The organism is Photobacterium chitinilyticum, from assembly GCF_004104355.1.
In the GTDB taxonomy this organism is placed as follows: domain Bacteria; phylum Pseudomonadota; class Gammaproteobacteria; order Enterobacterales; family Vibrionaceae; genus Photobacterium; species Photobacterium chitinilyticum.
This window is the reverse complement of the sequence record NZ_RJLM01000001.1, coordinates 1102451-1129441: the sequence shown is the minus strand read 5'-3', so window position 1 is coordinate 1129441 and position 26991 is coordinate 1102451. Positions and strand designations below refer to the sequence as shown.

The window sequence follows — 26991 nt, the reverse complement described above, 5'->3', positions numbered from 1 at the left end:
TATGCACTGCAATACACATAAAGTTGGCGATAAACTGGTTCCAGCTCTAACGATTGGCTTCATCAGTTTTTTCCTACTTTCCTCTCTCATCGACCTGTCACTCGTTACCAGTGTGATTCAGTCAATGTTTTCTTCAGTGACTTCACAATTTGGGTACGTCTGGCAATGGTTGATGATTATCAATTTTGCTGTGGCAGTGCTTATCGCTGTAACCCGATACGGTAAGATACGTATGGGCAAGCAAGCGAAACCAACTATCGGCACTTTCCGCTGGTTGGCAATGATTATGTGCACCTTACTTGCCGGTGGCGGGGTTTTTTGGTCTGCCGCAGAACCTATCTATCACTTTATGACGCCTCCTCCGAGCTTTCCTGATGTGGCTGGTTCTACTGTCGAGGCTGTAACCCCGGCACTGAGCCAGAGCTTTTTGCACTGGGGATTTTTGGCTTGGGCGGTGTTAGGCACACTCGCTACAATTGTTTTAATGTATGCTCACCATCAGGGTGGCGTAAAACTGCGTCCGAGAGCACTATTGTACCCGCTATTGGGTGACCGATTAGAGAACCATTGGTTTGGCTCTGTTATTGATGCTTGCTCAATTATTGCGGTCGCTGCCGGTACGATTGGTCCGATTGGATTTCTGGCCTCACAGCTAGGGTATAGCCTTGAATCTGTGATGGGGATAGAAAACACTGTCTCTAGCCAATTAGGTATTTTGGCTGTAGTGGTAGCGGTTTATTCAGTTTCTGCCTTTACGGGGATGGATAAAGGGCTGCAATGGCTAAGCAGGCTGAATGTAGTAGGTGCTTTTGCATTACTACTGGTTATGCTGGTGTTTGGACCGACTCAGTTTATCTTCGAACATTTTGGTTCGGCGTTTTCACTGTATTTGGAGCAGTTGCCTGAAATGAGCCTTAATGCCGAGGCTCCAGAGTGGAATTCATGGTGGACATGGTTCTTCTGGGGTTGGTTTATTGGCTTTGCTCCAATGATGGCTATTTTCATTGCACGTATTTCCGAAGGACGCAGCATTCGAGAACTGATCCTGACTGTTGCGATTGGTGCACCTATCGTGACTAACTTCTGGTTTACCGTTCTGGGTGGTACTGGTATTTTCTTCGAGCTTCAGTCTCCGGGAAGTATCTCCGGACCACTTAACGCTGCTGGTCTTCCTGCTGTACTGTTAGCATCACTGTCTCAGCTTCCATTCAGTAGCTTGCTGGTTCCTGCGTTCTTGGTGTTGACTACGACATTTGTGGTGACAACAGGGGACTCAATGGCATATTCAATCTCAATGGTTGTGTCGGGAGATAACGAGCCGAAGAAATCTCAGCGTCTATTCTGGGCGATTGTGATGGGCTGTGTGGCCGCAGTATTGCTTGTGGCCGGAGATGGTGGGTTGAATGCATTGCAATCATTTATTGTGATCACTGCCGTTCCCGTATCTTTGCTGGTTGCGGTGACGTTAATTACGGGACCTATGGCCGTGATGAAAATGCGGGTACATGAGAAGAAGAAAGCTCAAGTTTGGCAGCCGGAATGTGCAAGCTCAACTATCTAAGTTGAGGTGATATTCCAGCAGCTAGAAGAAACACTCCCTCGGGAGTGTTTTTTTATGCTGGTCGGTATCATTACGCAGGTTAGGATCTAGCCAGCGTAATGTAAGGTCAGCTTTCTTTCTGTTCCTGATTCTACTTATGAAAGTTAATTAAACGTCGCTCTTCAAGTATCCCTGATTCAATACTCCCACAAATTGGAAGGTGCGAATTGTGTCTTACAAATGTGGCTTAGAGGGGGAGATGTATCATTCCAGCTTTGTAGAGAAGGCCGTTAGCTCTGTCTTGTTTCAGCAAGACCGGACCGTCGAGATCGACGATTTCTGCATGCGTGGCGACAGGCAATACTGCTTCCATCGCTAGGGAGCTGCCAACCATACACCCAACCATGATTTTGAAGCCTAATGCCCGCGCTTTTGTTTCAAGTGCGAGGGCTTCGGTCAGGCCTCCGGTTTTGTCTAGTTTAATATTAATCACTTCATAGCAGCCAATCAGGTTGTCGAGGTCGTTACTAGTGTGACAGCTTTCATCGGCACATAATGCAATGGGATGATTGATACCCAGTAACTTATTGTCCATCCCTTTAGGGACGGGTTGTTCAATCATTCTGATATTAAATTGAGTCAGTTGCTTGAACAGCTTATCAAGATCAAGTTCCCCCCAGGCTTCATTGGCATCGAGAATAATATCGACATCGGGGGCACTCTTGCGTACAGCTTTGACGCGCTCGATAATAAGTTCATGGTTTAGTTTAATTTTGACCAACTTGGTGCCCAGCTCGCATAACTCCATTGCTTGCTTGGCCATTGCTTGCGGCGTATCAAGGGACACCGTCATCGCAGTAACGATTTCGGGTTTGATCGCAAACACTTGAAGAGGAAAGGCGGCTTGATACTCAAGACGCCAAAGGGCGCAGTCTACAGCATTCCGAGCTGCCCCCGCAGGCAAGTATTGCGGCAGGTTGGCTCTGGTTAATTGGATCTCAGGGAGCTGATGATTGAGAGAATCGATTTGCTTTATCACAGACTCGACGCTTTCACCGTACCGCGGATAGGGCGTACATTCTGCTGTTGCTGATTGGTCATTGTGCTCGATAGCGACAGTGACGACATCCTGATGAGTTCTTGTCCCTCGCGAAATCGTAAACGGGCGTGCTAAAGGGAACTGTTCGTGTTGTGCGCTTAGAATCATGTTATTCCCTTATCTTAGATAGAATGTAACTTGTCTACGATAGTTGAGACACCAAAGCGGACCGGGTCGGTAACGGGTAGCCTGTATTGCTGTTCCCACTGCTGACACAAAACAAGGGCATCCTTTTCACCTATTGAAGAGGTATTGAGGCAGATCCCAATAACAGTGGCTTTTGGGTTTGTAAGCCTGGCTGCAATTTGGTTGGCTTCAAGGGTTACTCTTATTGAGGGAACTTCCATATGCGGCAAGTGGCGAATATGAGCCCGCCCGATTTCATGACATAGCACCAGGGCATCAGGCTGGGAGCCATGTAACAGTCCAAGGCTGACACCGGCAAAAGAAGGATTGAGCAGTGAGCCCTGGCCTTCGATAACATCCCAGTCATGGTCGGTAAAATCAGGACTGATCGCTTCGGCTGCGCCAGAAATAAAATCCGCGACAACGGCATCCACCGAAATGCCTGTTCCTGAAACTAGAATACCGGTTTGTCCGGTTGCGCAAAATTGGCTATGAATCCCTTGCCGGTTCATCTCTTTTTCAAGAGCAAGGGAGGTATACATCTTCCCCACAGAACAGTCTGTTCCTACAGTGAGCAGGCGCTTTCCCTTACGTGGTTTACCTGTTCCGACTTTCAGTGGCAGATCATAATGACGAACGTCATATAGCTGATTGCCGTGAGCATTTGCAGCTTTGGTAAGCGCTGGAAAACTGATAAGTCGTTGGTGCATGCCAGAAGCAATATTGAACCCCAGCTCAATTGCTTTTTGCAGGGTTGCTAACCATGTTTGAGGAATGAATCCGCCAGCATTTGCAGTACCAACCACTAACGTTTTTGCCCCAAGTTCTTTTGCTTCAGTCAAAGAAAGATCGGGTATACCTAGCGATACAGTTTCTTTACTCAGCCTCAGTTGGCCGGTACACAGTTGCGGCCGCCATTGCAGGATCCCTTTTGCAGTTTTAGCGGAAAGGGGATCGGTGACATCACCGAGAAACAGTAAATAAGGTTGTGGAATATGCATAGTGCTTCCCTGTACAGGCTCAAATGGTATTGGTCACTCTAAGGAACGTATTGCCGGATGCCGAATACTTATTTATCCGTAGGGTATAAACGAAGGTTATACCCTAGGAATGCGCAATGAGCTGGCTACTGATTCTATGTAATGGCTATTTATTTTTTTGGTTATCTGGCTTCTTGGGGGCTCTAGGCTTGAGTAGTTTTCTGATAAGAAGTGCGTAAGCAATCATTGAGACAATAGGGAAGAAGTAGTCTGCCATCTTAGCGTCCTCAGCAAGTAATCGTAGGTGTTGTGTTATTGCAGGCACGTTTCAATTCATAGTATAGAAGGGATGCGAACGGCTGAAGCGTTAGCGGGTAAGCATAGATACGAATTTTTCACCGGTCACCGAGAGTGGGCTGTGGTCGGCATACAGTAATGATACGGAAAATTGCAATGCAGGCTCGAGGCGTTTCTTCTGCAGTTGGCTGGCAAAGAGGTCTGCTGTCCAGGGATCGACCACTGCGATACCGGCTCCATGTTCGACCAACTGTGCTGCTGCACTGTATGATCTGACCGTTATTTGGTGGCGATAATCAGACGCATACTTTTGAATCTCTTGATTTAATAGACTACCAAGCGGATCGCGGGTATCTAGTCCAATTATGTCTTGTGACGCTGTCACGACATGTTGGAGGTTGAATGCTTCGTTGTTATCTGTGTCTGGCAAGCTATGATACGCATGTGGGTAGAGTAATACCATTTTTTCAGTGAAAAGCTGTTGGCCTGATATCGCAGGTGGTACTTCATCTCCAAAGCAGACAACCAAATCCAGTTGGTTCTGTAGTAAAGCGGCACACAGAGCCGTTCGGTTATCTGTACTTAGCTCAACCGAGATATCACTATTCTTACACAGCTCACTGATCACAGGCGTTAGCAGCGATGTTGCCAAAATAGGTGGTGCTCCAACTCTTAGGTGCTGGTTACCTTTTTTGACTTTATTAGTGAGGGAATGAAAGCAGCCGAGCTGCTGGTAAATTTTCTCGGCTTCAGGAAGTAATTTGCGCGCTTCATCTGTCGCAATTAAACGACCTTTTATACGTTGAAATAACGCAAAACCTAGCTGCTGCTCAGTATGCGAAAGTACGCGAGTAATGTTGGGCTGAGATACATGGAGTAGCCTGGCTGCACCGGAAACCGTTCCTGATTTCATGACGGCGTAAAACACTTCGATTTGCCTGAGGTTCAAAATAGACTCCTGTCAGTTGACTACTCATCGAATATAACGCTTCGTCCTATAAGATGAAACCTGGAGTTACAGTAAAATAATTAGTGATTGGGATAAAGATGATGTTTTGTATGAGAGAGCAGCTTGGTATTACTTTACTAGCCTTTGTGGCTAATATGAATAATACCAAGCAGGATATTTTTAGGGCCAAATTGTCATCTTAAAGCCATGAGTACTTACCATTCAGAGCTACTTTAGCGCTTTAGATGAAATAGGTACCATGATATGGCGATAAGGGGTATCTTTCCACATGATGTATGGGCCGCCAGCGCTTGGGTCATCGGTTAATCCCTTAAGCATTTCTTCCGGCACGATGATCATCAAGTGGGCTCCCATTTCGACATAATCATCCGCTTTTTTGGGGTCGGAATGATAAGGGTCAGAGTTACTGACGCCTGCTCCGATGTCACCTTGAAGCATGTATGAAATTCCGATGCGATCTGCCTTGAAATCTTTCTTGTTCACCATGGCATCTAACATTTCCATCCATACAGGATCGTTACACATTGGCATGCCGTCATTAGGGAATGTATTTGGGAGACAGATCCAGCTATTGGTACCTTTAGATAACACTCTACCGTTCGCGACGACTGTCGCATTATCACTGATTTCTGCGGGCGCGGCTGATTTTGCCCTTGCAATAAGTGCATCAACATCCTCTTCGGCTACACTGTTCATTATTCCAACTGAGCTTGTTATTGCAGCAAGAAATAATTTTGGAATTAAGTGCTTAATCATGTTCATTTCTCCACTACTTCTATGAATGGCACTACTGTGCCAATGCAATATCAGTAAAAGACAACATAAAGTATAGGGGGGTTGGGGAGAAACTAGATTTGATATGGATAAATAAAATGCCGACACAGAGGTCGGCATTTTTAGATTCTTGCAGGCTTAAGAAGGCTAAGCGGCTGCTAATAAAGCTGTAAAATCATCTTTGCGTTGGTTGAAGCGGTTAACCAAATCATCGATATCATCTTGGCAGTATGGCTTAAGGCCACTCATAACCATGCGCTTACGGCCAGTGCCAACAACTTCGTCATTCTCTTTAAAGCAGAATTGTAGTGTGACGCTGCCACGTTTGCCGTCAACATCAATTTCTGAACCCGTGAGCTCGACAGTTGGCGCTGTCACATCAAGGCGTTCAAAGTCTAACTCCATACTCTCATAAATAACCAAAGGACGAGTTGGATTAATCATGATTTGCTTGGATTCCATTAGGGGAACCATGATATGCGGGAAGTTCATACCCGAAAACTGAACATAGCTCTTGGTTACTTGTTCAATCAATGCTTGGTTCAGAGTGGTATCACCATCTCTTATGATGTGTAGGTACTCTTTACCGCTGCCATCAACCATTGATAGGTCAGTGCTCGATTTTTGATCGACACTGATCGCAACGCCATCATTGATCATACCCGCGAATTCGAAACGCATTTTCTGGCTCAGGCCTACTTGGGAGAGAACAACAGAGAAAAGCAGGTCACCCGGCACACAGAAACGTTTGTTATCTTCGTCATGGATAGGGTTGAAGTCACCGGCGACTTTTTTCGCGAAATGACTGGCTTGCTCACGTGTGAAAGAAAATTCACCGTTCTGTTCAGAGTAATACGATTCTAAAAACATGCTTAACTTATGAATACCTTAGTTAATCAAACTATCGACTATTCTACATGAGAAGTTCAGAGTAGATGGTCTAGCCAGTGAGAAAACAGTAAATATTGACTGTCAGGAGGAAAAAACATAAGCCCAACTGGCTGAATACACATACACTTTTGGGGGGGATTATGCCGCTTATGCGATCATAAACTTAATGCGATTATAGTTTGTGGCCTTGATAGATGGTGGAAAAGTTCCGTTTTTTAAATACAGCGACTAATTCTGTAGGAAAGAACAAAATGTTGTCTAGTTCATCGAGTGGTACCCATTCGTAGCCAATCTGGGCTGGGTCTAGATTACTGGGTTTGCCTACAAAGATGGGTGACTTGCCCTCAACAAAAATTTCTAGTTGATGGAAATGTTCGGGAAGGTAAGGCGTCGGATAACGGTTCGAAATAAGATCTCTGATGCATAAGACATCTCCCATGTGTGCTTGTAAGCCTACCTCTTCCATAAGCTCTCGGTGAAAAGCATCTACCAATGTTTCACCATATTCTACGCCGCCTCCTGGGGTAATATACCAAAATCCGCGCTCGTCATAATGCTTGCAAAGCAAAATGTGATCCTGGTTATAAAATACTGCACGTACTGATAAACGAGGTCCCATAAATAGCCCTTTTTTCGGCTTCGGATCATTGCTCTGACAAATGTGTTATAAAAAACATGACATTTATGATGCAACGGGAAGCATAATTATGTACTATCCTTCCCACTTAAAAAAGGCAAAGCAATAGAATCATTTGCATTTGTCTATTAAAAAAGAATTATCTGGCTAGGTTACTTTATCTGAGCGTAAAAAATGTACTGAAAGTACAAACAACCATCTTCTAGACGTGTAGAAGCTCAGGACAATAAAGTAGCACGGAAGCTGCAAACAAAAAAAAGCACTCAGTAAACGGTGGATTCACCGTTTTCTGAGTGCTAATAAATTGCAGTAAATCAATTAAAATAGGGTCTTAGGACTATATACGTCCCAGAAGAGGGATGACCCTAACCACCTCACCTATTTCAACGTTTGGTTGTTTTGGCACAATTTCAATCAGACAGTTGGCCTCGCTCATCGAGCGCAGGATCCCGGAACCTTGTTTCCCTGTCGTTTTCACAGTCAAACGGCCGTTGGCATCTAAGCTATAGATACCTCGGCTGTACTCGGTACGTCCTGGTCGCGAGCGCAATCTCTCTGTTGCCACGGCGTTGAATACCTGAGGCTGCCAGTTCTCCATTCCCTGAATTTTGCGGATAGCGGGTTCGACAAACTGTAGGAAAGTCACCATCACTGCAACCGGGTTACCTGGCAAGCCGAAGAAAGGTGTTTGCTGAATTTGGCCAAATGCCAATGGTCGACCCGGACGCATGTCTATTCGCCAGAAATTAATCTGTCCTAGTCTGTCCAGTACCGTTTTGATGTAGTCGGCATCACCAACAGAAACACCGCCGGAAGAAAGGATAAGATCGGCTTGTTGACTAGCTTGTTGCAGCGTCGCTTCCAGGGCTTCCTCGCTGTCTTCGATAATCCCAAGATCAATAACTTCACAACCAACTTTGGTTAGCATCGAGAGCAGGGTATAGCGGTTGGAATCATAAATACAGTTGGCTTTTTGTGCTTCGCCCGGATGTTGTACTTCATCACCGGTTGAGAAAATTGCGACTTTCACTGGTTGATTAATGCCAATTGCATCAATACCCAGTGAGGCAACCATACCTAGCTCTGGAGCTGTCATTTGGGTACCTGCAGCCACGGCTGTTTGACCTATTGCGAGATCTTCACCAGCCTGACGAACATTTTGACCGGGTTTAATAGGCGCTTTGACTGTATCAAAAGTGACGATGTCACCTTTTTGTTGCGCTAGTTCACGCATGATAACCGTATCAGCATTGGCTGGGACTGGGGCACCTGTCATGATGCGAACAGCTTGCCCAAGCTCAAGCGGTTGATCATAACTATGGCCAGCCAATACGTGGGCGACAACGGTATAGCTATCGCGGTCAAGATTATCGCCACGGATCGCATAACCGTCCATCGCCGAATTGGTATGCTGAGGAACATTGACCGGCGATAGAATATCTTTTGAGACAATTTGTCCCAGAGCTTGTTCCAGCGGCACTTTTATTTGGATCTTCGATGGGACGATTTGTTCCAGAATCAGCGTGCGACCTTCATCAACAGACATCATCTCAGATGGGTTAACATCGCTGCAGCTGAAGCTTTCATTTTTATCTTGGGTGGCGAAGCCGACAACAAAATCAGTCAGCTGATCGAGGTTATTGATATCGAGCTGAGGCAATTCAGTGGATGCGTTGGTGTTTGAGGCTACGGCAATGATATTGCTGTCGTCTGGATGCAGCCAAGGTTTGCCGATTTCCTCGCGATGAAGCTCAACTTTTGGAAAGTCGAGTTTCTTAAAGCCTTCGACCAGAATGAGATCGAGCTGGGTTTGATCGAGTTGGGCAATGAGTTGAGGCAGGGTTGCTTCTTCTTCTGGAGTTTCAGTTACCAGCGCACGGCGATAGCGAGATGATATCAGCATTTGGCCTGCACCTGCTTTTCGCAGACGGTAGCTGTCTTTGCCTTCTTGGTCGATATCGAAGTTGTGGTGTGCATGTTTGATTACGGCAACACGAATGCCTCGTTCGACAAGTTTAGGCAGCATGGCTTCAAGCAGCGTCGTTTTACCGGTGCCGCTCCAGGCTGCAAAGCCTAGCAGGGGCAGGGATGCATAGATCTGACTCATAGTTCCTGTCCAAATTTTTGTAGTTCTTGCGGTGTATTCAGGTTGACGAAGGCATTAGGCTGATCGCTGAAATCGACAGTAATCATATTGCACTGTTTGTATAGCAGAATGATTTTGCGATCGCCGTTTGCAAGGAAACGTTCCAGCTTCGGTAGGATCCGTCGGTTTAATAAAGTTACGACGGGTTGAATATGTTCGCCATCATGCGCAACGGCTATATCAGTGTCGCTCTGACAAGCCTCCGCCATGCGAGAAATGAGATCGGCAGGCAACTGCGGGCAGTCACAAGGAACAAAGCCAATCCATTCATTGTTCAAGTGGTGCAGGGCGGCATGCATCCCGCCTAGAGGACCTGGATAGTCCTGGATATGATCACCAAATACCGAACCATAGGTTTTATAGCGTTCTTGGTTGCGGTTGGCGTTGATCGTAATCGATGATGTTTGTGGCTCGAGAGTGTCGATGACATGTTCGATCATTGCTCGGCCAGCGAGTTCAACTAGTCCCTTGTCATTTCCCCCCATACGGCTGGCTTGTCCACCAGCCAGGATCACCCAGCTTGTATTTTCAGGCGTAGGCATACTCATTGTTATCCTCGTCGACGAGCTGTAGGTCTGCCCGTTCTATTAATTTTGTATTGGTGATGGTCCACTGACGACGACATAAGGCGGTCAGGGCATTTTTCTGGTGACTGGTGATAACTAAGCTTGTACCACGCTCAATCAAGTCTTCGGCAAGGACAACCTGACGCTCGATAGATTCTTGATCAAGGCTGGCACTCGATTCATCCATGAGTAACACTCCTGGCTTCAATACCCAGGCCCGTGCCATTGCCACTCGTTGGCGCTCACCACCAGAAAGGACCGATATATGTTCATCGGCCAAGGTTTCTAACCCTACCATACGAAGGGCATTGATGGCTTCTGTTCGACGTATCTGACGGTTACTAATAGTAAATTTCAGGCCATAACAAACGTTATCGAATACGGTTCCATCAAACATGTAGGGGGTTTGATGCATATAAATGACACCGCCCTGAGTTCGTCCCTTGAACAGTCTTGTTAACAACGATGTTTGTTGTAAGTTCACTTTTCCCGTTGTTGGTTTTTGTAGTCCGGACAGAATCTTGAGCAAGGTGGTTTTTCCAACGCCATTATCACCACTTAGATAAATAGCCTCTTGGGGGCCAACGCTGAGCTGAGGAATATGAAACAGCAGTCGATCTTTGAAGCGGATCGAGAGGTCATGAGCCTGAATGGAGATTTGTGACATCATCTGCTCCTCAGTTTAATTGGTACGCAAGTGGGCTTTGCCCCGCGCAATAGATAGAAAAAAGTTTAGACCGAGTGCTAGTAGTAGTAGCACCATTCCTAAGGCAACACCTTGTGCAAACGCTCCTTTTGAGCTTTCAAGCGCTATCGCGGTGGGAATATTTCGGGTTGAGCTTAAAATATTACCGCCTACCATCATCGAACAGCCGACCTCGGTAATAATTCGGCTAAATGCTGCAATTACAGCTGCCAATAGCGGAAAACGGCTTTCCCACATGAGGCTGAGGAGCGCTCTTGGAATGCTTGCTCCCAGTGTAAGTGATGTTTCCCAGGCCCTGCGATCACTGTTTTGAAATGCGGCATGCATCATTGAGACAAGGATCGGAAAGCAAATTAAGATCTGGCCAAGTATCATTGCCTGTTGGGTAAACAGCATTTTCCAGTCTCCTAACGGCCCGGAGCGAGACAGTAGCATATAAAGCAGCAAGCCAATAACAACGGTCGGAATAGACTGAAAAGTGTTAAATAGAGATAGGATCAGCCAGCGCCCAGGGAACTTGCCATAGGCGAGGGAAAAGCCAATGAGCAATGCTGGCAATAGCACAATGCTTATTGCCAGCAAAGAGACGGAGAAAGAAACACCAACAATGCCCCATAAGGCAGAATCACCGCTCAGCAAAAGCTGAACGGCTTGTTGGGTGGTTTGCCAAATATCCATTTATTGTGCGATAGCATCCGCGACAAAAAGCTGCTCGCCATGTCGCTTATAGTTATTGATCATTGTTTGTGCTTTTGGATTTACCAACCAGTCACTGAATGATTTTGCGCCCTGGTAGTTAACATCAGGGTAGCGGCTTGGGTTCACCAGGATGACTTGGTATGGATTAAATAGACGCTTGTCACCTTCAACCACAATTTTCAAGTCAAGTTTGTTTTGGTATGCCAGCCAGGTTCCACGGTCTGTCATGGTATAAGCCTGAAGTTCAGACGCCATGTTTAACGTTGGGCCCATACCCTGTCCAACAGCCTTATAGCCACCGAAGTTGGGTTCAATTGAAGTTTGTGCCCACAGATTTAGCTCTTTCTTATGAGTACCTGAATCATCGCCGCGTGAAACGAAAGTGGCGTTGTAAGACGCAATCTTGGTTAGGGCGTCCGCAACATCTTTGTCACCCGCAATTTTTGCAGGATCGGTGTCAGGGCCGACAACAACAAAGTCGTTGTGCATCAGTTTGCGTGGTAGTACGCCGTAACCTTCTTCGACAAAGTTAGCTTCAGCTTTCGGCGCATGCGTCATTACCAGATCAACATCACCATTTTGTCCCATACGGAGAGATTTACCCGTGCCAGCCGCCAGAACTTCAACGCTGTAGCCGGTGTCTTTTTTAAATACAGGTAGCAGATAGTCAAGCAGACCTGAATGATAGGTACTCGTCGTGGTGGCAAGACGAATAGTCATATCTTCTGCGGCCTGAACTGCACTTGCAGAGGCAAGGGAAAGGATAACAAGAGTCGTTTTTAAAAATTTCATAGGTCTTCCTGACTTAATGTCAATTAAGTTAATACGAAGTCGCTGTTGCCTGTAAGGCAGACAATTTTGTCGTGTCTGTCGTGGCTAAAGCAAATCAGGTGCCAATTTTTCGAACGCAATGAGGTTAACGCAAAAATATACTGCAAGTGAATGATTTAAAACATATATTGTGATCAAAGGTACAATTGGATTAATTATTATTGTAAACAGTTTTGACATTGATTATCGATGTGGGACAAAATGTCGCATTCATTGTCCGTCGGTAATAACCATTTATGTCTGAATCCGTTGTTTCTTCTTGGTCTGCAGTGTCGGTGCTTGTCGTTGATGACGAGCCGGGTATGCGAGCTATCCTTAAAAAAGCTCTGAGCAAGAAATTTGCCCAGGTGGATACCGCTGGCAGTATCGAGGAAGCCGAAGAGCTTCGCAAGCGATGTCACTTCGATCTGCTCATTGTGGATATCAACTTGCCAGGACGCTCGGGGATTGAATGGCACGAAGCGTTCGATCCCTCGACTCGTCGTAGCGATGTTATCTTCATGACGGGTTATGCGGACTTGGATACTGCGATTCAGGCACTCCGAGCAGGTGCCTCTGATTTTATCTTGAAGCCATTCAACCTTGATCAAATGATGCAGTCGGTGAGTCGGTGTATCGAGCGGCGTATGGTCGAAAGACAGAACTTTGCTCTACAGCGAGACGTTGAGCGCACCTATCCGGTAGATATTATCGGGGATGCGCAGCGAACCTTGATGATGAAAAAAATGATTGCCCAGGTTGCCCCTTCTTTGGCTGCCGTGTTGGTAGAAGGCGAATCGGGAACGGGTAAAGAATTGGTTGCGCGGGCGCTTCATCAGCTCAGTAAGCGGAGTGGACCTTTTGTGCCTCTGAACTGTGGTGCAATCGCACCGGATTTACTTGAAAGTGAATTATTTGGCCATGTATCTGGGGCATTTACCGGAGCCAAGAAAGGGCGAGAGGGTTTATTTCGTGTAGCCAATAACGGAACCCTGTTCTTAGATGAAATTGGTGAGATGCCACTCTCGATGCAGTCATCGCTATTGCGTGCACTTGAGCAAAAGGCGATCCGTCCTGTCGGTGCCGAGCGTGAAGTGCAGGTGGACGTACGTATTGTGGCCGCCACCAACCGAAACCTGAAACAGGAAGTTGAAGAAGGGCGCTTTCGTCGGGACTTGTACTATCGGTTAAATGTGCTGACTATCGAGCTTCCCGCATTACGAGATCGCCTAGAAGATATTCCCGCTCTGTCTCACCATTTTACCCAGCAATTGGCGAAAGACTTAGGCGTCAAGCCCGTCAGTTGGACTCATGAAGATATTCAATCTATGCAGGCCTATGACTGGCCGGGCAATATTCGTGAATTGCGTAATATGATGGAACGCTGCCTGTTGTTAGGAAAACCACCGGCGGAGTACTGGCGGGAGCTGGCTGGTGATGCGCCGTTACCGATGGTTCCCCAGACATCGAATTCTGCACCAGATGTGATAGAAGATCTGGCTGGATCAGAGGCTTCGTTAGCTCGCGGGGAAAGACCTTGCTCCTGCTACGATACCCACAATGAGGAGCAATTCTGCTATCCAACGAGCTGGACACTGAAAGAAGTCGAAAAATCTCACATTATGCAGGTCGTTGACTCGCATGATGGTAACAAGTCGGCAGCAGCCAGACAGCTAGGTGTTGCACGAAAAACCCTTGAACGGAAATATAAAGACTGGGCTGATGAAAGCGCCTAAATAGGAAGACACATTAATGAAACAGCTTTTGACGATGTGGATCCGCCGTTTTCGTACCATGGTGCGCTATCGGTTACTGTTCCTGACCTCGGTGCCGATTATTATTACTTTGCTGGTACTTATTGCGCTGACCATGTACTGGACCGTGATGTATACTTGGCAGAATGCACTGAAGAATGTTCGAGCAGATCTGGCGGTAGCGCACCATAGTATGGAATTGCTGCAGAAAGAGCAGCGCATGCGTTTGACGGCGTTATCGGAGTCTTATGATTTTCAGTATTTGCTGCGAAATGATGAGGCCAAGCTTAGCGAATGGGTTCGACAACAGGCTAGCCGTTATGATCTCGATTTTGTTGTTCTTCGCCCTGCTTCGGCATTAGGCGAGTTTTCCAAGGCCAATCGCCATTTGCTCATGCTTGGTGAAGAGCAGACCTTTTTCCAGCAGTTGGACGAAATGGCGCTGGAGAATTTGAATTCTAATTTACCGGCTCGGGCCCAGATCCCGTTGCTTAGCGAAGGGGAGACGGAATCAAAGGGGCTGGTAAGCAGAAGTCTTATTCCTGTTTTCAATGAGCAGAATAATCTGCAATGGATTATTGATGGCGGAATGTTGCTCAATAGCAGCACTTCTTTGGTTGATAGAATCCGGGATTTGGTCTATGCCGCAGATACATTACCCGAGGGGAGCATCGGAACTGTTACCTTGTTTATGGATGATATTCGAGTTAGCACCAATGTACCGTTAGACAGTGAACAGCTTAACGGGCGTGCAATTGGGACGCGTGTATCAGACGAAGTCAAACAAGCAGTACTGCAAAAGGGGCAGACTTGGGTAGACAGGGCCTATGTTTATGATGATTGGTATGTCTCGGCCTATGAGCCTCTGCATGATCATGATGGTCAAATTATTGGAATGCTCTATACCGGCTATCTTGAGTGGCCGCTTATTCGAATCTATCTGACAAATATTATTGAGCTGGGGCTCGGCATTGTCATTGTGTTGCTGATTTCCGGAGGTGTTGTTTACCGAGGCGCTCGTGACTTGTTCCGCCCAATAGAGAAGATCCATCAGGTAGTTAAAGCCGTACAGTTTGGTGTGGACCGACGAATTGGATCCCTGGAGCTGACGCATGACCATGAACTGGAGATATTGGGCAGACAGTTTGACAGCATGCTGGATCAACTTCATCAACGTAATGAAGTGATCAAACAGGCTTCAATTGAGTTGGAAGACAAAGTTAAGGCGCGTACCCATAGTCTGCGTGAGAAAACCGAAGAGCTTGAACAGCACATTAAGTTGCTGAACCAGGCACGTAGCAAGCTGGTCGCCAGCGAAAAACTGGCTGCACTGGGCGAACTGACAGCTGGCATCGCCCATGAAATAAACAACCCTACCGCGGTGATATTGGGTAACGTTGAATTGCTTCAGTTTGAGTTGGGGGACGATACCGAGCGTGTTCAAGAGGAACTGGGAGCTATTCATGAGCAGATTGACCGGATCCGAAATATCACGCGTAGCTTGCTGCAATACAGCCGACAGGGTGGGGTACAAGATGAGGTCACCTGGCAGCATTTAAACCCAATTGTTGAAGAAAGTCTGACACTGGTGCGTTCGGGAACTAAAAAGCATGCTATCCAGATCGAGGCGTGTTTAGAGGCGAAATGCTGCGTAGAGGTTAATCGCCATCAACTATTGCAGGTACTTGTGAACCTGCAAATGAATGGTGTCCACGCAATGGATGATGAAGGTTTACTCAAAATCAAGACAGAAGACTGGATAAATGAGCATGGCCAGCCTGTCGGTGCTGTCGTTCATATCAGCGATCATGGCTGTGGGATCAGCAAAGAGAACATTGAACGTATATTCAACCCATTCTTCACTACTCGTCGAAGTGGCACAGGCTTGGGCCTTTCAGTGAGCCAGGGCATCATCAGCGAGAATGGTGGAGATATTTGTGTTCAGTCTACACCGGGTGAAGGTTCGACATTTTCTGTCTATTTGCCAGAAAAAGTAGCCGTTAATAATGGTCTTCAGCTTGCTGAGATAGAAGAATGAAATGAAGGTCAGAGATAACGGGTCATAATAAAAAAGGCATGTGTTTTCATGCCTTTTTTATTTAGTCAAGATAACAAAAATATGCAAGAATTCTCATTGCTATGTAACCTCAGTGTATAAAACTACATCATAGATAGCCCAACTATCATAAATGCCACGGCTGTTAATATCGAGCGACCAATAATACCCATTTGAGTTGGAATGATCATTTCAGTATGCTGCATATAAATCCTTTTATTAACAAAATAATGACACAATGTTTATTGTGAAACTAAGTATAGTACAAGTTTCATATTGTTGAGAGATGGAATGCTGACTGCAGGTATTTCTTCGATAAAGGTGCAATCACCAGATGAAATTTAGCCTGACCATATTTGTTAGTCCTATAATTGGGTAAAGCATAAACATGGTGGCTGTTATGAAAATTGCATTTCTATTGTTCGGTGTACTTCTTCAAGGTGTCGCTATATATATCGCTTTTTTTAGTAAGCTGGTGGGTGATATTTACCTGGCAACCCTAGTATCAGTATTATCTATCTGCTGCTTGATTACCATAAGGAGCTTGATTGCACCTGTTTGTTTATTTGCTGGAATTCTGGTTGGTCTATCACTCTCCCATAACGAATTAGATCTTCAGGTTCTCACTGATTTGGAGCAGCAGCTACAGCCGATAGTTCAAGCAGAATTTGAAGCTATTCAAGACGTGTGGAATTCATCAGTTCGCCTTGAATATTCAACAGTTGATGAAGGAAAGCATGTTGCAGAGACATCTCTTGCTGATGTGTCAATTAAGGTTGCGGAATAAGCAGCTGCTGGCCGGCAATGATGATCGAAGCCGACATGTTATTGGCATTCATTATTCGCGCAACTGTCGTGTTATTAAGCAGGGCGAGCTCACTGAGAGAATCACCAGGCTGAATGTGATGAATAGTAAACTTGCGCTTCACATGCTCATAGTTTTTTTTGTTGCTATAAAAGTTTTCTTTGGTTTGATTAGGGATCAGTATTTTATTTTCTCTACCTGGGTAGGTATACCCACTTGTATAGCCAGGGTTTAATTGATAAAGATCCAGGCTGGTAAGTCCGGCGTGACTAGCAATCAGGTCGAGTTTAATTCTGCTGCTTACGACTACTTCGGTGAGTACTTGCGTAGGTTCAATGCGAGCAAGCTTTAAATTATGATCATACCGGTGCTGGACCAAATCGGCCATAGCCAGCAGCTTTGGTATATAAAGACGAGTTTCTTTTGGTAGTTTTAATGACCAGAAATCGGTAGGTAATCCCTTGGATGTATTTGATTTGATCGCTCTTCTTACTCGTCCTTCGCCAGTATTGTAAGCGGCTATTGCATGTAGCCAGTTACCGTTGAATTTCTTATGCAGGTACTCAAGCAGGTCTAAGGCAGCAACTGTAGAGGTGACAATATCGCGTCGGCCGTCATAGCCTTTTAAGTACTCGAGGCCGAATGTTTTCCCTGTTGGCACAGTAATTTGCCATAGTCCCGCGGCTCCCCGGTGGGAGTGTGCGAATTGGTCGAATGAACTTTCAATGAACGGCAATAGCACGAGTTCGATCGGCATGTCTCGTTGCTCGACCTGCTGATAGATATAGAACAGAAATGGCTTTGCTCGCTTGGTGACAGTATTAATATGATGAGGGTTAGTTAAGTACCAGTTTTTGTAGTATTCAACTCGCTTTTCATTTGGTACAGGAATATCAAAAGATTGGCCCAGAATATCCCACAGATCAGGTGGGCTGGTAGTTAACTTATTTTTGGATTTGTTATCTGCTTTTATACTAGGTAAGCTTGTTACGGTATGAATACTTATATTTAAATGATTATCCACTTCACAACGGCGGTAGAATGAGTCAGGAAGCTTTTTATAGTTATCAACAGTAGGGTTAGGTGCTTGCTTGGATGATATCTCAACCTGTGAAAGCCCCTGACAACCAGTTATAAAGACAGTAATGAACAAAATAATATAATACTTCATAGTAATATCTTTAATGATTACAAACCAAATGTATTTTTGTTAAATGTGATTATTTTGACGTGAAAATAATCATATCACCTTATATTTATAGCAGCATAAAAGTGATGACACATAGATAAATCGCCATTTATCAGAGTTATCTAATAAATGAGACAGTATATGACTTGACGGTGAGAATTAGACATTCAGTATTTATATTAAACTTGTCGTTAATAAGACGCGCTTTCATTCTCGTATTTTGTATGGAAATGTGGGCAAATAGGAGCAATAAAATGTCGGAATTCTATTCCCCCAAAGGTACGGTATTAAAAATCAGATGTAGTACTTACTGGCATTATGGTATTTCGGATGGTAACGGGTGCGTAGTGCATAATTCGAAAAAAAGGCGGCGGGTTCAGTTGGATACATTGGATGACTTTTCTGAGGGCAGGGAAATTGTTGTCAGTACAATTTCCAGTGCAGACCCAGAGGAAGCCTACCATTATGCTAGTCAGCAAGTAGGAAGAACCTATAACTTGTTTAGTCAGAATTGTGAGCAATTTGTCCGTGAAGCCCATGGGTTGCCTGCTGAATGTACACAGTTTCAGCAGTGTCTGGTTGCCTTCGCCGGAAGCTATATCGTGTTAAATGCGGAAGCGCCAGTCTTGAAAGTTGCTGGGATGGGGTTGTTGTTAGGTGCGCTGTTTTCACCAACAGAGCACCGTCCTTATGGACGGGCTGTGAGAGGAGCAAGGCTTGCTGTCGGCGGTACAATGTGGGTATCTCAGTTGTTCAGAAAACTAAATATTTTATGAGTGGGGTTGATTATCCACTATTGGATCTTCACCACAGAAATAAAAATCGCACGCAGGTATGTTAATAAGAAGTAATCGAGTAAATACACTAAATCGAGTGAGCTTCTTTGTGACTATTTTTATTGAACGTAACCATGATTTTCCTTTAGATGATATCACTGTTCTATCGGAACAAATCGCTGGAGAACTTGAGCAGGAATATGGACTCACTTGGTCTTGGCAAGAGAATAAGTTACTGATTAACCACGCTTCAGCAAGGGGTTTTTTGTATTCCGAAGAGGGAAAGATAACGATAGAGCTTAAACTTGGTTTTGCAGCAAGTCTATTCTCGGCGAGTATTGAAAACCATATTTCTGAACGTCTGGATCAACTTTTACTCCCTAATTAATTGTTTTTATTACACTATCAAGAGCCTCATCACGAGGCTTTTGTTGTATTCCCACCCTGCAAAATGCCCGCCTATCAAAAAGTTTGATCTAGCACACGATAAATTATTGTTTTAGTAAGAACATTCTAATTGAAATTCTTATTCTGTAGTTAAGCAGTCAGGCAATACCCACTGGCTGACAAGTTGTCACAGAGATAAGGAGGGCACACTCATGGGCATCTTTAAACAGACTGCGGAAGAATCTAAAAAAGAGCAGATTCGTGACGCTATGGTCTATAACATCTGGTTAGCTGGTTTGGGCGCTTATGCAAAAAGTGCAGATGAAGTGAATCAACTGTCGGATAAAGGAAAAAGTTTATTTGACGAGTTGATTGAACGTGGTCGGGCTGTTGAATCCAAAACTAAAGAGCGCGTGCATACTGCTCGTAGTCATACTTCGGTTGCGATTGAAGAGCGTGTTCACACAATGGTTCAGAAGTTAATAGGTGTTGACAATGAGCGCCTAGATCGAGTCGATGACAAGATTGATCAACTTACTTCAAATATCGAAGCTTTACTGGCTCGACAGCAAGAAGTAGCGAAACCGGCAGCGAAGAAGGCGGCTCCCGTGAAGTCTGCTGATAAGCCAGCAGCAGCGCGGACAAAAAAACCAAGTGTTGCACGTCGTAAGCCTGTAAAGGCAGCAACACCCGTAGAGAAAAAAGAACCAGTGGCTGAGAAGAAACCTGCTTCTGAGCCGGTAAAGCCACAAGCCGTGGCAGCTAAGCCTGCAGAAGAGAAAAATCCTGCAGCTGAAGAGAAAACGGTTTAAAGATCAAAGAAATATGCACCGATAGTTTAAGAGCTGTTGGTGCATGAAAATACACTTCTTAACAATCCAGCGTGAGTACGCAGGGGGATATGATTATGAGCGATAACACAGTAGTTAAAGCGGCAAAAAATGTCGTAGAAAGCGGTGAAGGCGTTGCACGTAATATCTGGCTAGCAGGTTTAGGTTTATACAGCCGTAGCCTAGAAGAAGCGCAGCAACTAAATGAAAAAACCAATCAGAAATTCGACGAGCTCGTAGAGCGCGGAAAAGAAGTCGAAATTGAAGCGAAAGAATGCATTGGTAAAAATGCAGAAAAAGCGACTGATGAAGTAGAAGCAGGTATGAATGACCTATTCTATCGCCTCAGTGGCGTAGACCGTGAAAAGCTTGAGCGTATGGATGAAAAAATCGACAAGCTAACTGTAGCGGTTGAGAAATTGGCAGAAGCAGAGTAACTGCCAATGCAGGGTTACGATCAATAAGCCAGCCAGACGATAAAGTAACCCTGTTAGGCATAACTGCCTTTCCCAGTCTGTAGGTAGTTTGCCTTTTAGGTTGCGCGTGGGCCATGCACGCGCACCTTTTTTAAGTGTATGGCATAGCTAGAATTAAACAACGATTTTCACTATTTTAGACATATTTAATTGCAGTTGTTTGGGAAATTGAGCGATGTTTTTCTGCCATATGTTGACCAATCGGGATGTTTAATCCTAAGTTTGTTACTGAATTGTAATAAAGGTGGCGTTTATGGATAGTTGGCGAAATAGGGCTTTCAATAAGGTTTTATTTCGGATCATGCGGCAGCGACTTGCTAGTTGTAATTCAACACAAGAAATGCGTGATTTGATCTTAAGCATTGATAACTATGGTGCATTCATCTCGGCCCCAAAAGGGATGGAAGTCATCCCCACTAAGTTTGCCCATATTCCTTGTGATTGGGTCAATATGCCTCATAGTAGCGGCAGTAAAATTATTCTGTATTTTCACGGAGGAGGTTTCTGCTTCCACAGTCCGAAAATTCATGGTGCCTTTTTGGGCCGTTTAGCGAATGCGACGAAGTCTCGCGGTTTGATGGTGAATTATAGTTTGGCTCCAGAAAAACCTTATCCGTATGCTCCTGATGAGTGTTTTGCTGTTTACCGTGCTTTGCTGATACAAGGTTATCTACCGCACCAAATTATATTGGCTGGTGACTCCGCTGGAGGTAATTTAGCTTTAACAACGTTGATCAGGTTACGAGACGCCAAGCTTCCGATGCCTGCTGGTGCGATACTGATGTCGCCCGTCTCTGATATGGCTGTGACCGGAGAGTCTGCATTTAAAAAATGTAAAGATGATCCTTTTTTTGATTTGAGTACGCTCTTATTGATGCGGAATAACTACATCGGTAATCAAAATCCCTGTGATCCTGATATTTCGCCATACTATGCCAATCACCATGATTTGCCACCGATCTTTGTTACCGCAGGGACCGAAGAGCTGTTGATGGATGATGCAATACGTCTCGCCGATAAAATTGGAAAGGCTGGGGGTGATGTCACCATCAATGTGGTGAAAGGTGTTCCTCATGTGTATCCGTTGTTTTATCAATTGAGCGAAGCCAGGGAAGCTATCAAGTTAATGGCTGGATTTATCAACGAAAAATATAAAGCGGCAAAGTCTGAACAAAAAAAAGCAAGCTAGTCCGAGGTTAGGGGGCGCGTGCGAAGCGACGACGAAAGTCTCTCGGTGTCAGGCCGGTTATTTTGATAAAGACTTTCCGAAACGCACTAATGTCCTCGTAGCCAACCTGACTGGCAATAGAATCAATACTCTCAGTTGTTGATTCAATCAAGTTGCACGCTTTTTGGATTCGCGTTCTTTGTAGGTATTCAGTGGGTTTTAGCCCGGTAGCCCTAACAAAGCGGCGTAAGAATGTTCTCTCTGAGAGAAAGCTCACTTCAGATAATGTAACGATAGAAATAGAGTGATGAAAGTGAGTTTGGATATAGTGCTGTGCCTTAAGCACAGGCTGATCACCGTGTCCGCGTTTGGGAGAGAAGCTCTGATAGTAACGTTGTTCTCGCCCTCCGGTATCAACCACCATACTTTTCCCTAACAGGCGCATGATACTCGGATGTGAGAATTGTGCGACCAACTCCAAGCCTAAATCTACCCATGACATCAAGCCTCCGGCAGTAATGATATCGCCATCGTTAATCAGTATTTTCTCGCTATTAAGTACAACCGCCGGGAAGTCGGTGGACAGCTGCTCCGCAAGTTCCCAGTGGGTTGTCGCCTCCCGGGCGTTCAGCAAGCCGGTAGAAGCTAAAATAAAGGCTCCTGCACAGGCAGAACAAATGATTGATCCGGCCTGATGGTGAGATAAAATCCAATCTTGAAGTGCTTGGTCAGAAGTATGGTAGGCACTTTCAGACAGGCTGGGCGGAATGATTAGTACCTGATAACTCGAATGATCATTATCTATAGAATCGACAATCTTCGCTTCGAAAAGAGTATCCATGTTCTGCTGGTTGCCAATACGGTTTGCTAGCTCAAACAGTTCGGCAAGGCCAAAAACGGCAGATTGCAAGGCGCCAGTATAATTAAGGATCCCAATATGTGTGGTGTGTGGGTTCATGGGTTATTTTGTCAGCTCAGCCAGTTTGGTACGTTGGTAATGTTCGGCAGTGTCAGAAATATTTCCGCTTTTTCCGGTCTGAATCCATTTTTTAATTCGTCCCGCATCTCCGATAGGGGTGAGCTTGCCATAAGCGTCGAGCATCACCATCAATAGCTTCTTGCCATCAATATTTGTGACCATGGTCAGGCAGTAACCGGCGATATCCAGGTAGCCTGTTTTGCTTAGTTCGACATTCCATTTTTTTCCACGCGCTAAAGCATTGGTATTGGTGTAGCCAAGTTTGTATCTGGGTTTTTTGAAATAGGCGGTATGGACCGGGGTTGTACTGTATTGGCGGATCTTAGGGTATTTGTAGGCAGCTTTGACCATTTTGGTTATGTCGGCGGCAGTAGAGACATTATTCGGGCTGAGTCCGGAGCTGTCAACAAAGTGGGTATCATCCATTCTTAAGGACTTTGCTTTTGCATTCATTGCTTCAACAAAAGCGGTATAGCCGCCGGGATAGTTGTCAGCCAAGGCGGCAGAGGCGAGGTTTTCAGATGACATCAGGGCGATATGAATGGCTTCACCACGGCTAAGCTGAGATTCCATCCGAATACGCGAATAGCCGTTGTAGATCCGTTCTTTGTCTGTTTTGTCGAAGGTGATCTTTTCTTTAAGGGATAACTCGGCATCCAGCACGACCATCGCCGTCATGATCTTGGTGATTGACGCGATAGGCATAACGATATCAGCGTTTTTTTGAAACAGCGTTTTGCCCGACTTGAGGTCGGTAACATAGGTACTGACTGAGGCCGTCTCGATCTTGTTCGGATCCAGCTTGGTTACATCCGTTGTGTTGGTTGCGGCAACTGCAGCGTTGCAGCTACCTATAAAGGCTAAAACAAGCAGTAACACTCTACCCACAATGACTCCTTGGCGTAGACGGTATAAGCAAAGTTGACAATATTCACTTTATTCAGCGTTGGTGCAAGTCATGATTGTGTAAAACAAGCGTAGGCCACATTATTATGATTTCAAGCCTGCGGAGGATAGGTTTCTGTGATGGATTTTCAGGCTTTGCTGGCTGTCGATGGTTTGTTAATCGGATATTTGTTAACGTACTGAATCATAAGGAAGTAAATAATAAGGAACCAATGTGAAACAACAACATATTGAAGATTACCTAGCTAAGTTTCCTGGGTCAGAGGGAAGCTATCCGTTTGGTCCCGAGGCATTGGTCTATAAAGTGATGGGAAAAATGTTCGCGTTGGTGGCTATTCATCAGGGAGTGCCTCAGGTGACGTATAAGTGCCAGCCGGCAGATGGCGAATTGCTTGTGAGCCAGTTCGAGGGGATTATACCGGGCTATCACATGAACAAGCGCCATTGGATCACGGTCTCACTGAGCAGCGATGTTAATGAAGCAATGCTAACTGATTTGGCTGATAAGTCCTACCAGTTGGTTGTTAGCAAGCTCAGAAAGGTTGATAGAGAAGCGCTTAATTGAAATACCTCAAGAACTCTTTGTGCTATGTCGCAGACAATAACACCGAAGTTGTTGGTGTCTGTGTGCTTAATGCTCGAGATGGTAATAACATTGAACTGTTCAATAGTGCTGTTAGTCCCGAGGTGCAAGGCCTGGGAGTAGGGAAGGTCTCAGCACAAGGATATGCTTAGGCTGGTTCTTGTCCTGTAATTTTTATCGTCATTCTATCTGGTGAGTTTGAAGATGTTTGGCGTGCCCAAGTTGTTGAGCACGCCGTAAGGTAGTGTAGGCCCAAAGAGGAAAGATATTTGTGGTACTAGAAGTTGTACGTCAAGCTAACTGGCATCGAGATATCCTGAATCGTCGACTCCTGATGACCCTCAAATTTAGCTAGCACGGCATATTTTCCTTTCGAAACCTTAACGCTGACCTCGCTGCCTTGACCTACTGGCAGCCCATCTAGGAAGAAACTCGCTGGCTTGTTGCTGATAAGGGTTATATTGAATGACTCAACGCCTACTTCTTTGACGATCTGGGCATCAATATTCTCATTGTATTGGACAAAGAGATTGAAGTTGGCCTTGTAATCGACATTGCCATCATAGTCCATCAGTGCCGAGTCAACCTTGAAGTTGTTGGTGGTGCTGGTGACATCAATTTGGCCAAAGCGCGTTTCGACGGCATCGTTGATTAGCTTAGACGTTGTCTGTTTGCTTTCAAAGCACGCACGGATTGACTGGTAAGGAGAGCATTGTAATTTGCCAGAAACCGAGACGGGAATGGGGTTGGCGAATTCTTTTTTAAGCCTGGTTACGACACTGTCCCTGATATCAAGAAGCTTATCATTGTAGATTTTCTTTGATTCTCTGAGTGAGCTATTGAGTAGGGATATTTTATCGTTGTGCTTTTTGATTTGAGCAGAATTTAGCTGAATTTGTTGTTTGTTCTGCTTAATCTCTTTCGATGTTTTTTTCATTGCCGCGAAGTAGAAATCGGTTCTTTCTTCGGTGCCAGATAACATTTCTTCGCTAAGTCGTCGCTGATATTCTTGGTACAACTGCTTATCTTTGATTATCGTTGATTTCTGTTCTTCAATCCGAGATGAAAGCGTAAAAATGCTGCCGCTGATCTTAGTGAGTTCTTTTAGTTCGGCTGTATTGTTGTATTGAGCTTTGATCTGTTTAACTTGCTCAGCTTCGCCCTCTGTGAGCAGTGAGTTGGCATGACTGAAAAATGACAGGCTGATAGTAGCGAAAAGCATAGCTTTTTTAAACATGGGACGATTAACCTTCGGCAAATTATTTACATCAAACTCAGACATGCCAGGGTCTTTGTCATGAGCGACACATCTAACAACAAGATTAAATCATTAGATAATTAATCGGGCTCGATGTCACTAATTTTATGTTTTAATCATACAAAATTTATACATTTATCAAAGTTTATTGAAGAATTGTGTACAGATACAAATCCATATGCATATTGCATTGATTTATTTAAAGATACTTCGAGTGGGTGTCTGTCAATAAATTGACATGGCTATTAGGTTGAGCCTGTAGTTGGTGATGTTTTATGAATTGATGCGGCATATAATAACGCCACATATATTATGTGGCGTTATTGTTTCGATTAAGACAACATGCTCAAACGTGTTAGCTCACAAGCTCATCAAGTAGATCCTGATGAGTATAAAATGGCGAGTCGGCTGATTCGGTCAAATAGGGCTCTACCATCGAAATCAGGCGAAGTACTCCGGCTCTGATTAATTCGGTTTCGCTGTACTTGTCATCGAGCAATGTTTGATAATTAAGCCAGTTCAGGCTGACCAGCAATAAATTATCGGCCAGCAATGGCAGGCTCTTTTCATCGCACTTTAGCTTGCCCAGGCTGATAAGGTGTGCCAGCATTTCACTGCTGAGGTGGCGTAACTTTAAGATCAGTGTTCGTATTTTTCGCTTGATCTGCGGACTCTGACCGTTGAGGTTGTCGAGGTTTCTAAACAGGAAGCGATAATGTGTAAACAGCGCCATAATGGTGTGCATAAATGGCCAGTAATCATCAAAATCTTTTACCTGTTTCGGGTATTCATTGCTTATGGTAACGAGCGAATTTTGTAGCTCGGTCACTAGTGTCGCAATAATTTCATCCTTGCCCCTGAAGTGATAGTACAGGTTACCCGGGCTGATCCCCATTTCGGTGGCAATAATCAGCGTGCTTACCTGTGCAATACCGTCACGGTTAAACAGGTCAAGGCTAACTAATAAAATCCTGTCGCGGGTTTTCATTGTATCTTCCTTGTTTTGCTTAGGTAGCTGAACAGTATTGGTACCTGAACAGCTACACATTATATCAGCGGTGAGTTCTAGTCCTCTGCAACAAGCTGTGGCAGTGTTTCACATAGAAACTCATACTCTTTTTGCATCTGCTGTTTAATATCATCACAGATGAAAGAGACCAGGGTGCTGCCAATCAAAGGAACAGATGACTTAACGGTAACTGACACATTGTTTTGAGTGGTTACACCCGCACGATCTGCTGGTTCACTGAACATCATCTGTCCAGAAATCTTAGCTGGAACACCTATGATCTCAACATCCATATGACACAATAGTTGTTCGTTTTCTTGCCAATGCCAGCTTTCTTTTTGCTTAATAGTATTAAAGCTGCCCAAAATGCTTTTTAGGACACCGGGTACATTTGCAGGTACTTCTCGCTGAGTTTCAACGGTAAAGCCGTCATCCGTTTCTTCGAGCTTGTTTACAAGGACTTTTCTGGCACCCAGTTTTTGGTATTTATCAGTGATGAGTTCATCTTCACTGAAGTAGCGCAACAGGGTATCCAGATTTTCCTTGTAGTCATGAATTGCAGTAACTTGCATAG

General features: G+C 45.0%; 28 protein-coding genes. 11 read left to right on the top strand and 17 right to left on the bottom strand.

Annotated features, from left to right (window positions below):
• Position 1: 1 nt before the first annotated feature.
• Positions 2-1561, top strand: a complete 1560-nt coding sequence (locus EDI28_RS04825; protein WP_128782672.1) for a BCCT family transporter — start codon at positions 2-4, stop codon at positions 1559-1561.
• Between the two features lie 226 nt (positions 1562-1787).
• Here the strand turns inward: EDI28_RS04825 and dgcA are convergent, their stop codons facing one another.
• From dgcA to EDI28_RS04770, 11 genes are all read right to left on the bottom strand, one after another.
• On the bottom strand, positions 1788-2747 hold the full coding sequence (gene dgcA / locus EDI28_RS04820; protein ID WP_128782671.1) for an N-acetyl-D-Glu racemase DgcA: 960 nt from the start codon (positions 2745-2747) through the stop codon (positions 1788-1790).
• 14 nt (positions 2748-2761) lie between these two features.
• Positions 2762-3766: an N-acetyltransferase DgcN gene (gene dgcN, locus EDI28_RS04815; protein ID WP_128782670.1), complete on the bottom strand. Its 1005-nt coding sequence runs from the start codon at positions 3764-3766 to the stop codon at positions 2762-2764.
• Between the two features lie 346 nt (positions 3767-4112).
• Positions 4113-4991 carry a LysR family transcriptional regulator gene (locus EDI28_RS04810; protein WP_128782669.1) on the bottom strand — a complete coding sequence of 293 codons (879 nt, stop codon included), beginning with the start codon at positions 4989-4991 and terminating at the stop codon, positions 4113-4115.
• 228 nt (positions 4992-5219) lie between these two features.
• Entirely contained in the window at positions 5220-5708 is a 489-nt protein-coding gene (locus tag EDI28_RS04805; RefSeq protein ID WP_233353271.1) for a hypothetical protein, read from the bottom strand.
• A 225-nt stretch (positions 5709-5933) separates the two neighbouring features.
• Positions 5934-6656: a DUF3581 domain-containing protein gene (locus EDI28_RS04800; RefSeq protein WP_128782667.1), complete on the bottom strand. Its 723-nt coding sequence runs from the start codon at positions 6654-6656 to the stop codon at positions 5934-5936.
• A gap of 193 nt (positions 6657-6849) precedes the next feature.
• The gene (locus tag EDI28_RS04795) at positions 6850-7296 is read right to left on the bottom strand and encodes an NUDIX domain-containing protein (RefSeq protein ID WP_128782666.1); all 447 of its coding nucleotides are present in this window, start codon (positions 7294-7296) and stop codon (positions 6850-6852) included.
• Positions 7297-7651: 355 nt separating this feature from the next.
• Positions 7652-9421: a bifunctional molybdopterin-guanine dinucleotide biosynthesis adaptor protein MobB/molybdopterin molybdotransferase MoeA gene (locus EDI28_RS04790; RefSeq protein ID WP_128782665.1), complete on the bottom strand. Its 1770-nt coding sequence runs from the start codon at positions 9419-9421 to the stop codon at positions 7652-7654.
• Positions 9418-10002, bottom strand: coding sequence for a molybdenum cofactor guanylyltransferase MobA (gene mobA / locus EDI28_RS04785; protein ID WP_128782990.1), 585 nt, complete (start codon positions 10000-10002; stop codon positions 9418-9420). Before mobA ends, EDI28_RS04790 begins: the two co-directional genes overlap by 4 nt.
• Positions 9989-10693, bottom strand: coding sequence for an ABC transporter ATP-binding protein (locus EDI28_RS04780; protein ID WP_128782664.1), 705 nt, complete (start codon positions 10691-10693; stop codon positions 9989-9991). Before EDI28_RS04780 ends, mobA begins: the two co-directional genes overlap by 14 nt.
• Before the next feature lie 15 nt (positions 10694-10708).
• The gene (locus EDI28_RS04775; RefSeq protein ID WP_128782663.1) at positions 10709-11410 is read right to left on the bottom strand and encodes an ABC transporter permease; all 702 of its coding nucleotides are present in this window, start codon (positions 11408-11410) and stop codon (positions 10709-10711) included.
• On the bottom strand, positions 11411-12223 hold the full coding sequence (locus EDI28_RS04770) for an ABC transporter substrate-binding protein (protein WP_128782662.1): 813 nt from the start codon (positions 12221-12223) through the stop codon (positions 11411-11413). It abuts the gene before it with no gap.
• 275 nt (positions 12224-12498) lie between these two features.
• On the opposite strand from EDI28_RS04770, the gene EDI28_RS04765 reads away from it, so the two are divergent.
• The 3 genes from EDI28_RS04765 (at position 12499) to EDI28_RS04755 (ending at position 16838) form a co-directional block, all read left to right on the top strand.
• Positions 12499-13977, top strand: coding sequence for a sigma-54-dependent transcriptional regulator (locus EDI28_RS04765; RefSeq protein WP_128782661.1), 1479 nt, complete (start codon positions 12499-12501; stop codon positions 13975-13977).
• 16 nt (positions 13978-13993) lie between these two features.
• Positions 13994-16033, top strand: coding sequence for a sensor histidine kinase (locus EDI28_RS04760; RefSeq protein ID WP_233353270.1), 2040 nt, complete (start codon positions 13994-13996; stop codon positions 16031-16033).
• Between the two features lie 418 nt (positions 16034-16451).
• Entirely contained in the window at positions 16452-16838 is a 387-nt protein-coding gene (locus tag EDI28_RS04755) for a hypothetical protein (protein ID WP_128782660.1), read from the top strand.
• On the opposite strand, the gene EDI28_RS04750 is transcribed toward EDI28_RS04755, so the two are convergent.
• Positions 16822-18027 (bottom strand): transglycosylase SLT domain-containing protein, encoded by a 1206-nt coding sequence (locus EDI28_RS04750; RefSeq protein WP_128782659.1) that lies wholly within the window; start codon positions 18025-18027, stop codon positions 16822-16824. The two genes, EDI28_RS04755 and EDI28_RS04750, sit on opposite strands and share 17 nt — an antisense overlap.
• Before the next feature lie 272 nt (positions 18028-18299).
• Here EDI28_RS04750 and EDI28_RS04745 point away from each other — a divergent pair, with 272 nt between their 5' ends.
• The 5 genes from EDI28_RS04745 to EDI28_RS04725 all read left to right on the top strand — a co-directional run bounded on the left by EDI28_RS04745 (position 18300) and on the right by EDI28_RS04725 (position 21703).
• On the top strand, positions 18300-18821 hold the full coding sequence (locus EDI28_RS04745) for a lecithin retinol acyltransferase family protein (RefSeq protein ID WP_128782658.1): 522 nt from the start codon (positions 18300-18302) through the stop codon (positions 18819-18821).
• A 109-nt stretch (positions 18822-18930) separates the two neighbouring features.
• Positions 18931-19209: a polyhydroxyalkanoic acid system family protein gene (locus EDI28_RS04740; protein ID WP_233353269.1), complete on the top strand. Its 279-nt coding sequence runs from the start codon at positions 18931-18933 to the stop codon at positions 19207-19209.
• Positions 19210-19420: 211 nt separating this feature from the next.
• Complete coding sequence (locus EDI28_RS04735) at positions 19421-20020, top strand: phasin-related domain-containing protein (RefSeq protein ID WP_128782656.1); 600 nt, start codon at positions 19421-19423, stop codon at positions 20018-20020.
• A gap of 95 nt (positions 20021-20115) precedes the next feature.
• Entirely contained in the window at positions 20116-20475 is a 360-nt protein-coding gene (locus EDI28_RS04730) for a phasin-related domain-containing protein (RefSeq protein ID WP_128782655.1), read from the top strand.
• A 292-nt stretch (positions 20476-20767) separates the two neighbouring features.
• Positions 20768-21703 carry an alpha/beta hydrolase gene (locus EDI28_RS04725; RefSeq protein ID WP_128782654.1) on the top strand — a complete coding sequence of 312 codons (936 nt, stop codon included), beginning with the start codon at positions 20768-20770 and terminating at the stop codon, positions 21701-21703.
• Between the two features lie 7 nt (positions 21704-21710).
• Here EDI28_RS04725 and EDI28_RS04720 read toward each other — a convergent pair whose 3' ends face one another.
• Complete coding sequence (locus EDI28_RS04720) at positions 21711-22640, bottom strand: GlxA family transcriptional regulator (protein ID WP_128782653.1); 930 nt, start codon at positions 22638-22640, stop codon at positions 21711-21713.
• Between the two features lie 3 nt (positions 22641-22643).
• Complete coding sequence (gene pbpG, locus EDI28_RS04715) at positions 22644-23549, bottom strand: D-alanyl-D-alanine endopeptidase (protein ID WP_128782652.1); 906 nt, start codon at positions 23547-23549, stop codon at positions 22644-22646.
• A 232-nt stretch (positions 23550-23781) separates the two neighbouring features.
• Here pbpG and EDI28_RS04710 point away from each other — a divergent pair, with 232 nt between their 5' ends.
• Both EDI28_RS04710 and EDI28_RS27620 read left to right on the top strand, forming a co-directional pair.
• Positions 23782-24132 (top strand): MmcQ/YjbR family DNA-binding protein, encoded by a 351-nt coding sequence (locus tag EDI28_RS04710; RefSeq protein ID WP_128782651.1) that lies wholly within the window; start codon positions 23782-23784, stop codon positions 24130-24132.
• The gene (locus tag EDI28_RS27620) at positions 24129-24302 is read left to right on the top strand and encodes a GNAT family N-acetyltransferase (RefSeq protein ID WP_128782650.1); all 174 of its coding nucleotides are present in this window, start codon (positions 24129-24131) and stop codon (positions 24300-24302) included. The genes EDI28_RS04710 and EDI28_RS27620 overlap by 4 nt, the downstream gene beginning before the upstream one ends.
• 125 nt (positions 24303-24427) lie before the next feature.
• Here EDI28_RS27620 and EDI28_RS04700 read toward each other — a convergent pair whose 3' ends face one another.
• The 3 genes from EDI28_RS04700 to EDI28_RS04690 all read right to left on the bottom strand — a co-directional run bounded on the left by EDI28_RS04700 (position 24428) and on the right by EDI28_RS04690 (position 26989).
• Positions 24428-25387: a hypothetical protein gene (locus tag EDI28_RS04700; protein WP_128782649.1), complete on the bottom strand. Its 960-nt coding sequence runs from the start codon at positions 25385-25387 to the stop codon at positions 24428-24430.
• A 376-nt stretch (positions 25388-25763) separates the two neighbouring features.
• Positions 25764-26396, bottom strand: coding sequence for a TetR/AcrR family transcriptional regulator (locus EDI28_RS04695; RefSeq protein WP_128782648.1), 633 nt, complete (start codon positions 26394-26396; stop codon positions 25764-25766).
• 77 nt (positions 26397-26473) lie between these two features.
• Entirely contained in the window at positions 26474-26989 is a 516-nt protein-coding gene (locus EDI28_RS04690; RefSeq protein ID WP_128782647.1) for a DUF2505 domain-containing protein, read from the bottom strand.
• Positions 26990-26991: the final 2 nt, after the last annotated feature.

Coding starts and splice junctions, on each gene's coding strand:
- EDI28_RS04800 (WP_128782667.1), bottom strand. CDS start 6,656: ATGTTTTTAGAATCGTATTACTCTGAACAGAACGGTGAATTTTCTTTC.
- dgcN (WP_128782670.1), bottom strand. CDS start 3,766: ATGCATATTCCACAACCTTATTTACTGTTTCTCGGTGATGTCACCGAT.
- EDI28_RS04795 (WP_128782666.1), bottom strand. CDS start 7,296: ATGGGACCTCGTTTATCAGTACGTGCAGTATTTTATAACCAGGATCAC.
- EDI28_RS04720 (WP_128782653.1), bottom strand. CDS start 22,640: ATGAACCCACACACCACACATATTGGGATCCTTAATTATACTGGCGCC.
- dgcA (WP_128782671.1), bottom strand. CDS start 2,747: ATGATTCTAAGCGCACAACACGAACAGTTCCCTTTAGCACGCCCGTTT.
- EDI28_RS04770 (WP_128782662.1), bottom strand. CDS start 12,223: ATGAAATTTTTAAAAACGACTCTTGTTATCCTTTCCCTTGCCTCTGCA.
- EDI28_RS04790 (WP_128782665.1), bottom strand. CDS start 9,421: ATGAGTCAGATCTATGCATCCCTGCCCCTGCTAGGCTTTGCAGCCTGG.
- EDI28_RS04755 (WP_128782660.1), top strand. CDS start 16,452: ATGAAAATTGCATTTCTATTGTTCGGTGTACTTCTTCAAGGTGTCGCT.
- EDI28_RS04745 (WP_128782658.1), top strand. CDS start 18,300: ATGTCGGAATTCTATTCCCCCAAAGGTACGGTATTAAAAATCAGATGT.
- EDI28_RS04750 (WP_128782659.1), bottom strand. CDS start 18,027: ATGAAGTATTATATTATTTTGTTCATTACTGTCTTTATAACTGGTTGT.
- EDI28_RS04805 (WP_233353271.1), bottom strand. CDS start 5,708: ATGAACAGTGTAGCCGAAGAGGATGTTGATGCACTTATTGCAAGGGCA.
- EDI28_RS04725 (WP_128782654.1), top strand. CDS start 20,768: ATGGATAGTTGGCGAAATAGGGCTTTCAATAAGGTTTTATTTCGGATC.
- EDI28_RS04695 (WP_128782648.1), bottom strand. CDS start 26,396: ATGAAAACCCGCGACAGGATTTTATTAGTTAGCCTTGACCTGTTTAAC.
- mobA (WP_128782990.1), bottom strand. CDS start 10,002: ATGCCTACGCCTGAAAATACAAGCTGGGTGATCCTGGCTGGTGGACAA.
- EDI28_RS04760 (WP_233353270.1), top strand. CDS start 13,994: ATGAAACAGCTTTTGACGATGTGGATCCGCCGTTTTCGTACCATGGTG.
- EDI28_RS04825 (WP_128782672.1), top strand. CDS start 2: ATGCACTGCAATACACATAAAGTTGGCGATAAACTGGTTCCAGCTCTA.
- EDI28_RS04690 (WP_128782647.1), bottom strand. CDS start 26,989: ATGCAAGTTACTGCAATTCATGACTACAAGGAAAATCTGGATACCCTG.
- EDI28_RS04780 (WP_128782664.1), bottom strand. CDS start 10,693: ATGTCACAAATCTCCATTCAGGCTCATGACCTCTCGATCCGCTTCAAA.
- EDI28_RS04765 (WP_128782661.1), top strand. CDS start 12,499: ATGTCTGAATCCGTTGTTTCTTCTTGGTCTGCAGTGTCGGTGCTTGTC.
- EDI28_RS04775 (WP_128782663.1), bottom strand. CDS start 11,410: ATGGATATTTGGCAAACCACCCAACAAGCCGTTCAGCTTTTGCTGAGC.
- EDI28_RS04735 (WP_128782656.1), top strand. CDS start 19,421: ATGGGCATCTTTAAACAGACTGCGGAAGAATCTAAAAAAGAGCAGATT.
- EDI28_RS04700 (WP_128782649.1), bottom strand. CDS start 25,387: ATGTTTAAAAAAGCTATGCTTTTCGCTACTATCAGCCTGTCATTTTTC.
- EDI28_RS04730 (WP_128782655.1), top strand. CDS start 20,116: ATGAGCGATAACACAGTAGTTAAAGCGGCAAAAAATGTCGTAGAAAGC.